The organism is Pantoea sp. BJFS-204, assembly GCF_049310725.1.
GTDB lineage: Bacteria > Pseudomonadota > Gammaproteobacteria > Enterobacterales > Enterobacteriaceae > Pantoea > Pantoea agglomerans.
Genome location: NZ_JBMOWE010000007.1, coordinates 118,227 through 130,180 on the forward strand (window position 1 = coordinate 118,227; position 11,954 = coordinate 130,180).

9 protein-coding genes, 1 tRNA gene and 1 other RNA gene are annotated in these 11,954 nt (G+C 54.8%); 6 read left to right on the top strand and 5 right to left on the bottom strand.

Going from position 1 to position 11,954, the window contains the following annotated elements:
- Positions 1-50: 50 nt before the first annotated feature.
- The 4 genes from mtlD to ACO6VX_RS18210 all read right to left on the bottom strand — a co-directional run bounded on the left by mtlD (position 51) and on the right by ACO6VX_RS18210 (position 6,215).
- Positions 51-1,199, bottom strand: coding sequence for a mannitol-1-phosphate 5-dehydrogenase (gene mtlD / locus ACO6VX_RS18195; protein ID WP_346555897.1), 1,149 nt, complete (start codon positions 1,197-1,199; stop codon positions 51-53).
- A 96-nt stretch (positions 1,200-1,295) separates the two neighbouring features.
- A complete protein-coding gene (locus tag ACO6VX_RS18200) occupies positions 1,296-3,230 on the bottom strand; it encodes a PTS mannitol transporter subunit IICBA (protein ID WP_010257448.1) in 1,935 nt (644 codons plus the stop codon).
- Between the two features lie 432 nt (positions 3,231-3,662).
- Complete coding sequence (locus ACO6VX_RS18205; RefSeq protein WP_010671639.1) at positions 3,663-4,379, bottom strand: DUF3053 domain-containing protein; 717 nt, start codon at positions 4,377-4,379, stop codon at positions 3,663-3,665.
- A 237-nt stretch (positions 4,380-4,616) separates the two neighbouring features.
- On the bottom strand, positions 4,617-6,215 hold the full coding sequence (locus ACO6VX_RS18210; protein WP_045140907.1) for a gamma-glutamyltransferase family protein: 1,599 nt from the start codon (positions 6,213-6,215) through the stop codon (positions 4,617-4,619).
- A gap of 734 nt (positions 6,216-6,949) precedes the next feature.
- On the opposite strand from ACO6VX_RS18210, the gene ACO6VX_RS18215 reads away from it, so the two are divergent.
- Entirely contained in the window at positions 6,950-7,246 is a 297-nt protein-coding gene (locus ACO6VX_RS18215; protein WP_010257438.1) for an HTH-type transcriptional regulator, read from the top strand.
- Positions 7,247-7,287: 41 nt separating this feature from the next.
- On the opposite strand, the gene ACO6VX_RS18220 is transcribed toward ACO6VX_RS18215, so the two are convergent.
- Positions 7,288-7,881, bottom strand: a complete 594-nt coding sequence (locus ACO6VX_RS18220) for an HD domain-containing protein (protein ID WP_010257434.1) — start codon at positions 7,879-7,881, stop codon at positions 7,288-7,290.
- A 62-nt stretch (positions 7,882-7,943) separates the two neighbouring features.
- On the opposite strand from ACO6VX_RS18220, the gene ACO6VX_RS18225 reads away from it, so the two are divergent.
- From ACO6VX_RS18225 to ACO6VX_RS18245, 5 genes are all read left to right on the top strand, one after another.
- A complete protein-coding gene (locus tag ACO6VX_RS18225; RefSeq protein WP_010671641.1) occupies positions 7,944-8,408 on the top strand; it encodes a MarR family winged helix-turn-helix transcriptional regulator in 465 nt (154 codons plus the stop codon).
- A 95-nt stretch (positions 8,409-8,503) separates the two neighbouring features.
- Positions 8,504-8,932, top strand: coding sequence for an organic hydroperoxide resistance protein (locus tag ACO6VX_RS18230; RefSeq protein WP_010257431.1), 429 nt, complete (start codon positions 8,504-8,506; stop codon positions 8,930-8,932).
- 321 nt (positions 8,933-9,253) lie between these two features.
- Entirely contained in the window at positions 9,254-10,945 is a 1,692-nt protein-coding gene (gene eptB / locus ACO6VX_RS18235; RefSeq protein WP_010257429.1) for a kdo(2)-lipid A phosphoethanolamine 7''-transferase, read from the top strand.
- A 125-nt stretch (positions 10,946-11,070) separates the two neighbouring features.
- A tRNA-Pro gene (locus tag ACO6VX_RS18240) sits at positions 11,071-11,147 on the top strand.
- Between the two features lie 33 nt (positions 11,148-11,180).
- A non-coding RNA gene (locus tag ACO6VX_RS18245) (RtT sRNA) lies at positions 11,181-11,310 on the top strand.
- Positions 11,311-11,954: the final 644 nt, after the last annotated feature.

Genomic DNA, 11,954 nt, shown 5'->3' on the forward strand with positions numbered 1-11,954 from the left:
CGTTGGGCGCAGGCGAACTACGCCCGGCTTGCGTCACTAACACGCGCGCATTATGCCATAGCGTGCCAGGCGCTCACCACCGAAGCCACCACTTCGCTGTCAGCATCCAGACCTGAAACCTCAGCCAGTGTCGCCTGTGGGCCTTTTTCTGCCAGCAGCGTGGCCAGCTCCTGCGCCTGTTGGTCCTGGTCGCTGCGATAGTGCATCGCGGCGGCAATGCCCTGCACCAGGCTGGCGTGCGGTAAACCATACTCCAGCGTGCCCAGCGTCGGCTTGATCAGGCGATCGCCCGCGCTGAGTTTACGCAGCGGCTGACGACCCACACGCTCAACATCATCTTTCAGATAAGGGTTCTCAAAACGGCCAAGAATTTTCTGGATGTAGGCCGCATGTTTATCCGCCTCAAAACCGTAGCGCTTAATCAGCACCGCGCCGCTCTCTTCCATCGCCCCTTTCACCACGGCCCGGATTTTTTCATCGAGGATGGCGTCACGAATGGTCTGGTGACCGGCCAGCTGGCCGAGATAGGCGGTAATCGCGTGACCGGTGTTCAGTGTGAAGAGTTTACGCTCAACAAATGCCATCAGGTTATCGGTCAGTTCCATACCCGGAATCGCAGGCAGGTCGCCTTTAAACTGAGTTTTATCGACGATCCATTCGCTGAAGGTTTCAACGGTCACTTCCAGCGGATCGGTGCTGCCCGCTTCAGACGGTGGCACGATGCGATCGACAGCGGAATCCACAAAGCCGACATGCTGCTCAAGCCAGGCGTGATACTGCTCCGGCAGCGCCTTCAGCACATGCTGTTTCAGCTGGCTGGTGCCGCGCACCATATTCTCACAGGCGATAATATTTAGCGGGCGGGTATTGCCGTTGTCGCTGCGTTTTGCCAGGCCTTTAGCCACACTGCCGGCAATACGCTCCAGAATCTGCGGGCCCACGGCGGTGGTAACGAGATCGACTTCAGAAACCAGGGTGATGATCTCATCGCTGGTGCTGTTTACCGCGCTGACGCCTTTAACGGTTTCTGTTTTGGCCTGCTCGCCAACTACATGAACGGGATACTCATGACGCGCGTTCAGTGCATCCAGCACCGTCTGATTCACATCAGCAAAAACCAGTTCGATACCTGCATCAGCCAGTAACTTGCCGATAAAGCCGCGACCAATGTTTCCTGCTCCGAAATGTAACGCTTTCATAATTTTTGACCCATATCAAATGACGATGGGGCGGGCAAACCCGCCCCAGGAAATCGGGACGGGCATGACCGCCCCAGGGAAAATAATTGCTATAAATTACGCGATTGCAGGCTTACCTGACAGCAGATCCAGCACTTCCTGCACGCTGGTGGTGTTCGCCAGCTTCTCAATCACGCTGTCATCATCCAGCGCATTGGTCAGGCTGGTGATCACCTGGATGTGCTCGTTGTTACGGGCAGCAATACCAATCACCAGGCGCGCCACATCGTCCGGCTCTTCACCGAACAGGACGCCTGCCGGATACTGACAGAACACCACGCCGGTTTTCAGCACGCGATCTTTCGCTTCGACCGTACCGTGCGGCACGGCAATCGACTCACCGAGATAGGTCGGCGTCAGTTTTTCACGCGCCAGCATCGCCTCAACGTATTCAGGCTCAACGTAACCGCCTTTCACCAGCTGTTCGCCCGCAAAGCGGATCGCCTGCTCTTTGTTACTGGCGGTCAGGCCGAGGAAGACGTTATCCGCACCCAGTTTAAACAGGTGTGCGTTGCCTTCATCGTAGCTGTCAGAGAGCGCGGTATTCACCGTTTGACGATGCACGTCGCTGCGGTTAGCCGCCACCAGACGCTCGGTCAGAGTGCTGTAGAGCGCGCTGTCGAGGAAGTTGTTCAGCGAGATATGCTGCGCATGCGGAGCCTGGCGGATGGCGCGTTCAGTCAGATCACGATGGGTAATCACCAGATCGACATCACCCGGCAGGGCGTTGATCGCGGTATTGGTCACCGACACATTGCTCAGCCCGGCGTCCTGCACTTTCTTACGCAGTACGCCTGCACCCATCGCGCTGGAACCCATACCGGCATCACAGGCGACGATGATTTTACGCACGTGATGCAGTTCAACGCTCATGGCATCGCTGGCGACTGGGGCACCCGCGCCGCTCTGGCCTTTAGACTGCGCTTTCATCTCATGCATGCGCTGGGTCGCGGCTTCGATATCGTCATCTTCTTTGACTTTGCTGGTTTTCAGCAGGATAGCGGACACTACGAAGGAGACGGCGAAGGCCGCAGCGATAGCGGCGATGTTCGCGAAGTAGGCCCCTTTTGGCGTCATTGCCAGTACCGCCAGGATTGAACCCGGTGAGGCAGGAGAGACCAGGCCACCGTTCAGCACAGTCAGCGTGAAGACGCCGGTCATACCGCCAAGGATAACCGCCAGCAGCAGGCGAGGAGCCATCAGCACATACGGGAAGTAGATCTCATGAATGCCGCCAAGGAAGTGGATGATTGCCGCACCGCCCGCAGACTGTTTAGCACTGCCACGACCAAAGAACATATAGGCCATCAGCACGCCCATACCCGGACCCGGGTTGGCTTCGATCAGGAAGAAAATGGATTTGCCGGCTTCACTAGCCTGCTGGATACCAAGCGGCGAGAAGATACCGTGGTTAATGGCGTTGTTCAGGAACAGGATTTTCGCGGGTTCGACGAAGATCGAGGTCAGTGGCAGCAGGTTGTTCTGCACCATCAGATTCACGCCCGCGGCGAGAATGTGTGACAGACCTTCTACCAGCGGACCGATCGCCAGGAACGCCAGCAGTGCCAGTATCATCCCGATAATACCGGCCGAGAAGTTGTTGACCAGCATCTCGAAGCCGCTTTTGATTTTGCCGTCAATCGCCCGGTCAAACGACTTGATTGCCCAGCCGCCCAGCGGACCGGCAATCATTGCGCCGAGGAACATCGGCATATCCGCACCGACAATCACACCCATGGTGGTAATGGCACCGACCACGCCGCCGCGATCGCCGCCCACCAGACGCCCACCGGTGAAACCGATCAGCAGTGGCAGCAGGTAGGTGATCATCGGGCCAACCAGTTTGGCCAGCGTTTCGTTAGGGATCCAGCCAGTTGGAATAAACAGTGCGGTGATGATACCCCAGGCGATAAACGCCCCGATGTTTGGCATCACCATATTACTCAGAAAGCGACCAAAGCTTTGTACTTTGACCTTCACTGATGAGGACATAAACCCACCCCTTATTGAGACGCGCTGCAATAGGAGAGCGCGCTTGTTTTTGTTTAGCCACCCCGACCCAAAGCCGGTGGTATTACTGTATGCACGCGGACTCTATCACGCGAATTTGACGCTGCGTAGCGTGCGGGGTAAGTGTGATCTACATCACTGATTAAGGGTGGTGGCAGGGGTGATTAGCGTGATTTTGATCACACTTTAAAGCGTAGCTCAGGCTCATTTGGCTGATTTTTAGACGGGGTGGCCGGTTATCTGTGAGGTGGATCACACTTGTTTGACGTTGATTTGTTATATATCTGTGACTTAGATCACAAACTATTTTTGGTCGAAAATGCGCCAGATCACACTTCATTCAGCGGGTGATTGGGTGGGAAGAGAAAAGGAAGTGTAACGGGCAGACAATTAGCGTCTGCCCGTAAGGCGGGTTTACTGCAGACCACCCTGGACGGCAGCCTGTGCCTGAGGAAGCGCCTGCGAATTGGCGGATAAAGTGCTCATCAGCGCGTTATATTGCGAAGCCTGATCCTGAGTCGGGAACTGCACGCCGCCATCATTGAAGCTGACACGGGTTCCCTGCGTTTGCAGGAAATCGCCGGTCTGCACTGCACCCTGACTCAGCGCCTGGAGTTTTGGCAGCAGAGGAATCAGCTGATTGGCGGGCACCGTCACCACTTTGTTATAGGCGGTGTCGTAGACTTTTTTCAGGTCATCCGGCTGTTTCAGGGTCGCCTTGCTGCTGTCCGCCTGCATTTTGGCGCTTTCAATCTGCTGGGTGACGATCACCAGTGCGCTGGTCGCCTGACGCAGGGAATCACGACGGCTGAGATAATCCTGCGGAACGCGAATAGCAGAAAGCTCATCCACCACCGGACGCATACCCTGTTCAACCGCTTTGTTCGCCTGCTGCGAGAAGCCATACATAATGGCGTAATCGCTGGCGAAGTTGCCAAAGCTCTGCTTCTGGTTTTCGCTGAGGCTGGGCAGATGCTCGCCGCTGCGCATCACAGTGTTCTGGAGAAAATCGATAAATGCTTTGCGCTGCTCGCCTTCTTTATCACCGCATGCGGTGAGTTGCAGCACGATCAGCGCGCCAGCGAGCATAATGCCGCCACGTGCCATAAGGCGTGTAAGTCCTGAAGCCATAGGGTCAACTCCTGTCGGTGATACTGTCAGATGTCCAGGTAGGAATGGCCTAAAGAATAGAACAAACCCGAGCCACGGCACAACGTGAAACCACCTGTGAAACAGATGCTTTCTGAAACGCCGGTTACAGAATGGGACCGCCTGCGCCTCAGGGCGTGCTGCATTCCCTGCCATCGCAGGCTTCAGCGCGCAGAGATGAAGGAGGGGCTGAGCAGTCTGACGCTCACTGCCGCGACCTTAAAACACCACCGCCTGACCATCTTTGCGACTCTCACTGGCCGCAATGTAGAAGCCCTGCGGATCGCGCACTATCGCCTGCGCGCCACCAAAATTGTAATTACTCAGGGGATCTTCCAGTACCACGTTGTGGCCCATACGGCGCAGTGTGCTCAGGGTATTGCGATCGAGGGTTGATTCAAATACCACCTCGCGTCCCTGCACCACGCGCCAGCGCGGCGCATCAATCGCGGCCTGCGGATTCTGCTGGTGCAGCATAATGCGCAGCGCCAGCTGGAGGTGCCCCTGCGCCTGCATCGGGCCGCCCATCACGCCAAATGCCATCAGCGGCTGGCCCTGCTGATCCCGCGCAAAGGCTGGAATGATGGTATGAAACGGCCGCTTACCGCCTGCCACGACGTTGGGATGGTCTGGATCGAGTGAAAAGCCCGCGCCCCGGTTCTGCAGGCTGATGCCGGTATCGGGTATCACCACGCCGGAGCCAAATCCCATGTAGTTAGACTGAATGAATGAGACCATCATGCCGCTGGCATCACCGGCGGTGACATACACTGTGCCGCTCTGCTGCGGTGATCCAAAGCGGAAATCTCCCGCCTTGTCAGGATCAATTAACGCTGCCCGCTGGCGAATATAGTCGTTGCTGAGCAGGTGTTCCGCCGGAAATTCGAGATGATCTTCATCGGTGACATAACGGTCCAGATCAACCAGCGCCAGTTTCATCGCCTCGATGGAGAGATGCAGCCACTGCGGCGAATCCGGTGCATAGCGGTTGATTTCCCACTCTTCCAGAATGCCAAGTGCAATTAAGGTCGCAATGCCCTGACCATTCGGCGGCAGCTCCTGCACCGATCCTCCGGCAAACGGACGCGACAGCAGGGTAACCCAGTCGGCACGATGGTTTTTCAAATCCTCCAGCGTCAGGGCCGCGCCATGCTCACGGGCGAAGGCTGTCATCTTTTGCGCCAGTGCGCCGCGGTAAAAGCTTTCGCCCTGAGTCTCAGCGATTTCCTGCAAGGTGCGGGCCTGAGCCGGGTTGCGGAATAGCTCGCCAGCACGCGGCGGACGACCCTGCGGCGCAAAGCAGTCGCTAAAGCCAGGTTGATCCCGCAGCTTGTCATAGCCGCGCTGCCACAGCTGACCAATCAGCGGTGAAACCGGAAAGCCGTGGCGCGCATAGTCAATTGCCGGTTGTGCCAGGGTGGTCAGCGGTAAGGTGCCAAAGCGCTGTGCCAGTGTGACCCATGCCGAGACGGCCCCTGGCACAGTGACGGATTCCCAGCCGGTTTCAGGCATCGCACTAAAATCGGCAAAGCGTTCGGGATGCCACGCGGCTGGCGATCGGCCTGAGGCGTTTAACCCATGCAGCTCGCTGCCATCCCAGACAATGGCAAACGCATCGCTGCCGATGCCGTTTCCGGTTGGCTCCAGCACGGTTAAGGCGATGGCGGTGGCGATAGCCGCATCCACGGCGTTTCCACCCTGTTGCAGCATCCGTAAACCCGCCTGCGCCGCCAGCGGTTGAGAGGTTGCGACGGCATTACGACCCATCATCGGTACACGATGAGAAGGGTATCCGACGTTAAAATCTGTTTCTCGCATCGCTTTTCCTTACAGAGGTCAGGTATGGGTTTTGCCCGTCGTCAGTGCGTTATCACGGGGCTGCACTTTTACCGCGCATCAGGTTGATAGTTGCCGGGTAACTGCACCGGCATGAGGCGCCAGCCGTTTCGTTAAGACGACTGTTGATTAATCTGGCGACAGAGCGCCGTTAAGAATAAAAGATTTACCCGCTCTGCACTGTGAGCCGCCGCGCGCCAGGCCTCAGGCCCCAACCAGGACTATTCTTAATTTAATAAGATCAGTGAATATATGTGTTCAGGAAGTAAACCATTGGCGTATATTTTGCAATCACTACCTGAAGAGGTGTATTGCCTCACAGAAATGAGAATATGCCAGCAAAAAGCTTGATGGCATCCACATAAATAGCAAACACCATTTGATTTTTTTGCCCACACCGAAGGCACAAAACTCAACTGCCTCAGCGGGTTAGAGGCGCTGGAACTTTTCCGGCAAACCATAGTTAAAAAAATAATTATAAATTGCGCGGCAAATAGTCAGGTCTCTATCCATACTTAGTCTCCCGGCATTTGTTGCATTGACCTGACATCTTTAAAGCAGTGCACCGCAGGCTGTGTCCCGTAATGGTTTCTCTCATAACAAAAATAAACCCTTGCGGGATCCAGCCTGAAACAGGCCCGGTTTCAGAGTCCTGACTTCAGGCTCGTACCTCTCTACTTTCACGTGCTTCATAGCGAGTTTTTAAGGAGTTCTCTATGGAATTAAAAGACCCGATGTTTGAATTGCTCAGCAGCCTTGAGCAGATTGTTTTGACACGTGATGATCGCGCCGCCGAGTTACTTATTCAGCGTCAGCAACCCGCCCAGCCAGAGCCGCAGCGTCTGCGTGAAATGACCGGCATGCAGGTTGATGAGTTTGCAAAAGTAATGGGCGTGAGCGTTTCTTCCGTGAAAAGCTGGGAAGCCCGGCGTACCCGTCCTTCCGCGACGGCGCAGAAATTGATGAAGTTATTACATGCCAATCCCTATCTGGGACGGCAGTTGCTTGAATAAACTGATATCACGAAAAGAACCCGCCGCTGGCGGGTTTTTTATTAGCGTAATTCGCTGTATTTAGCCGCCTGTCTGGCAAACCAGCTCTCCGGCACGCTATAGGGCGGCTCCCGCAACTGTGCGAGTCCGCTTTCGATAATCATTGAAGCCTGCTGCCATAACTGCGCATCTCCCTGCTTCAGCAACTCAATCTGTATCTGCTTTTCAACCAGGTAGACCCGCGCAAAGTCGGGATCGAAACGCACAATCGCGCGTGTGTTATCGATGATGTCAGCCAGTTTGATGGTTTGTGCCTCAGGACTGGCGCTGGCTGTATGGCGGAAGTGCGCCAGTTTACGGGCCGTCCGATTTTTTGCCCCAGCGGGTGCGCTGTTGGTCAGCATCTCTACCAGGCTTGCCACGCGCGTACCAAAGTGCGTTTCGATATCGCTCTGTGTGGTTGCGGTATCTTCCACGGTATCGTGCAGCCAGGCCGCCGCTAACAACGCGTCGTCATGGCTGACGCTGCGCACCAGTTCCACCACCGCTGCCGGATGAACAATATAAGGCTCATCGGTATATTTGCGGCGCTGACCGGCACTGGCATGTGCCTCGGTGGCGAAGCGACGCGCCTGTTCTTCCAGTGAATCCTGCATGCCTTTCCCCCTGACAAAAAGTTTGCTTGCAATTATCTAGCGCGCTATCTATATTATTAACCATGAACTGTGATCAAGATGACAAAAAAGTGAAAACGATGCCACTGTTGGTCGATCAGCACCTCTGCTTTGCGCTTTATTCTGCCAACCTGGCGATGAATAAAGTCTATCGTCAGTTGCTGAGCCAGCTCGACATCACCTATCCTCAATATCTGGTCATGCTGGTGTTGTGGCAGAAAGATGATGTCACGGTGTCAGAGATTGGCGAGCAGCTTTTTTTAGACTCGGCAACATTAACGCCACTTCTGAAGCGACTGGAAAGTGCAGGCCTGATTAACCGGCAGCGAACCCGTCAGGATGAACGCCAGGTTGCGGTGACGCTGACCGAAGCCGGGCAGGCGTTACGGGCCAGGGCTGAAGCCATTCCTGAAGCGGTCAAGTGTGCCACAGCCTGTGATGATGACGCTTTGCTGGCGCTGAAATTACAGCTGGATGGGTTGCGAGATAACCTGAATAAGTCACGATAAATATTGCTGACGGGTGCGCGGCACCCGTTAAACCTCACCGCCTGATTACGGCTGTATAAGTAGTGGGCGATTAAATAGCGTAATGGAGAAATGTCATGTCTTTAGAACAAGTGGTTTACCGCGCCAAAGCCAAAGCAACCGGTGGTCGTGATGGTCGTGCAACCTCTTCTGACGGTGTACTGGACGTGAAACTGGGTGTGCCAAAAGAGATGGGCGGTGCAGGCGGCGAAGTGACTAACCCGGAGCAGCTCTTTGCTGCGGGCTATTCTGCCTGCTTCCTGGGCGCGATGAAGTTTGTGGCAGGCCGTGACAAAATCACCATGCCAAAAGACGCCTGGATCGAAGGTGAAGTGGGTATCGGCCCTATCCCTGATGGTTTTGGTATTGAAGCGACCCTGAACATTCATCTGCCAGAGATGGATGAAGCAGAAGCGCAGAAGCTGGTTGATGCGGCACACATCGTTTGTCCTTACTCAAACGCCACCCGCAACAACATCGATGTCACGCTGAACATTATTCGCTAAGCGTGCTGCGGGCCTGAAACTATCAGGCCCGCACTTTTCTTACTCTGTCATTTTCTCTCTCCTGCTGCTGTCTGCGACAGCCCACCTGGCCGTTCCTGTCCGCTGTGTACAAAAAATGTGCTAATCAGGTCGACAACGATTATTTTCTGGTCTATCAAACGCGACCATGTTTTACTGAGCCACCTCGCGTTATAGCCTGTAAATCCGTTCAGAATTTTCCTTCATCTTGTCCGGTCCGCTTATTCAGCGAACTCTGCCGCGTTTCGGCAGTCACATAAAAGATTTGGTCAAGCGCTTCACACCGGAGAAACACCTTTTTTCATGAATTACATTAAAACCCTGACTCAGCAGAAGTTATCGCTCTTGCTGGCGCTCTATCTCGGTATCTTATTGAATTTGCCGATTTTCTATCGTCGTTTTGACGGTTTTCTCAGGCACTCTACGGTTACGAACTGGCTGACTGCCGTCACCGAGGTAGTGGCCATTGTGGTGCTGACTTTCTTCCTGATGCGTCTGCTGTCGCTGGGAGGAAAGTGGTTTTATCGCGTGCTGGCCACGCTGATTGTTCTGATTTCGGTTGCCGCCGCCTATTACATGGCGTTTTTTAACGTGGTGATTGGCTACGGCATTGTGGCTTCGGTGATGACGACTGACACCGATCTCTCTAAAGAGGTGATTGGTTACCATTTCATCCTGTGGATGGTGCTGGTCAGCGCGCTGCCACTGCTGATGATCTGGCGCAATAAGCTGAGCATGACGCTGAATGAACAGCTGCGTACGCCGGGACAGCGCCTGAAACCTACCCTAATCATGCTGCTCTGCGTGGCACTGGTCTGGCTGCCGATTCGTTTTTTCGACAAGCTGCAGAAGCATAACGAAGAGATCACCAACATCGATCTGCCGAGTTACGGCGGTGTGGTGGCGCACTCTTATCTTCCTTCGAACTGGCTGGCGGCTGTGGGCCTGTTTGCCTGGACCCGTGTGGATGAGTCGCTGAACAGCCAGGAACTGCTGGATCCGGCGAAGAAGTTTACCTACGTCGCGCCTGCCGGGCTTGATGATACCTATGTGGTGTTTGTGATTGGCGAAACCACGCGCTGGGATCACATGGGGATGCTGGGCTATGAGCGTGACACTACGCCGAAGCTGTCGAAAGAGAAGAACCTGGTGGCATTCCGGGGCGAGTCCTGTGATACCGCGACCAAGCTGTCACTGCGCTGCATGTTCGTGCGCGAAGGCGGCACTATGGATAATCCGGGCCGCACGCTGAAAGAGCAGAATGTGTTTGCGGTGATGAAAGAGCTGGGCTTCACCTCTGAGCTGTTTGCGATGCAGAGCGAAGTCTGGTTCTACGACAACATCAATGCCAACAATTTTGCCTTCCGTGAGCAGATTGGTTCAGAGAAGCGTAATCAGGGCAAAGCGGTGGATGACATGCTGCTGGTGCCGGAGATGAAAGCGTCACTGGATCGTTTCCCGAAAGGTAAGCATCTGATTGTGTTGCACACCAAAGGTTCGCACTACCTCTATTCACAGCGTTATCCGCGCAGCTTCGCGAAATATCAGCCGGAGTGTATGGGCGTGGATGAGACCTGCAGCAAAGCGCAGTTGATCAACGCTTATGACAACTCGGTGCTGTATGTCGATAGCATGCTGGATAGCGTGCTGGATCAGCTGCGTGATAAGAAGGCGATCGTCTTCTATGCCGCCGACCATGGTGAGTCGATTAGCGAGAATATGCACCTGCACGGCACGCCGCGTGAGATGGCTCCGCCTGAGCAGTTCCGTGTGCCGATGATGGTCTGGGCGTCAGATAAGTATCTGGAAGACAGTCAGAACCGCAGCAACTTTGAGCGTCTGCAGGCGCAGCAGCGTGTGGGCCGGACCCATCGCCACGTTGAGCTGTTCGATACCATCCTGGGTTGTCTGGGTTACACCTCGCCAGATGGCGGTATTAACCCGGCCAACAACTGGTGTCAGGCACCGGGTAATGGTCAGGCTAAACCGCTGTAATAGTGGTCGAAAAGGGTAAAGCAGGCGGCTGATTCCCGGTAACCGCGTGCTTTCCAGGCGATTGGCGGCAAAAGCATAAAAAGCGGTTGACGCTGATCGGGGGTAGCAGTAACATGCGCCCCCATCGGCGAGTAGCGCAGCTTGGTAGCGCAACTGGTTTGGGACCAGTGGGTCGGAGGTTCGAATCCTCTCTCGCCGACCATATTTAAGAAACCTGTCTGAAAAGACAGGTTTTTTTTCGTCTGAAGAAAAGAGGATGAGAACCTCCGAAGGAGGTTTGAGCCGAGCGTAGCGAGACAACGTTGCTTCAGCAACGGCCCGAAGGGCGCTGCTCGCAGAGCAGAGTCATCCTCTCTCGCCGACCATATTTAAGAAACCTGTCTGAAAAGAAAGGTTTTTTTTCGTCTGTATAAAAGTGGATGAAAGGTACGGATTTACCGTTGAGCGGGCTTTAGGGAGCATACGTCTGGCAGACGCATCAGGTACTTACAGAAGCATCTCAGACAACTGACAGATCCAAACCCGAGTGACGCTGACAGCAATGAACAATCTCAAGGCGAAGGGAACACGGGCAGAGGAGGAAAGCGTCCCACGCCATGGACGGCGTGGGCCGAGCGTCCATGGATGGTTTAAGCGCCTTTCCGATCTGACCGTGTTCCCGAAGCAGTCTCGATCTGACCGCTAAGCATTCACATTAATACCGCTGAGCGTCCAGGGATGGTTTAAGCGCCTTTCCGATCTGCCCGTGTTCCCAAAGCAATCTCGATCTTAACGCCACTCCCGCTTGCCATCTTCGCTATCTTCCAGAAAGTTCCAGTAAACCCCATCCACCGCGCATTCTGTTTACCAGCCGTTGTTATCATCACTTACCCGCTGGCAGGCCTTGCCATATAAGAGATGCGATCATAATTCGCGACACATTCTTCTTATGACCGAAAGCGGCAACATGCTGATTTCTTATGCTTCTTTACCAGCATATTCCGCTGGATGAACGTCATAACGCACGGTG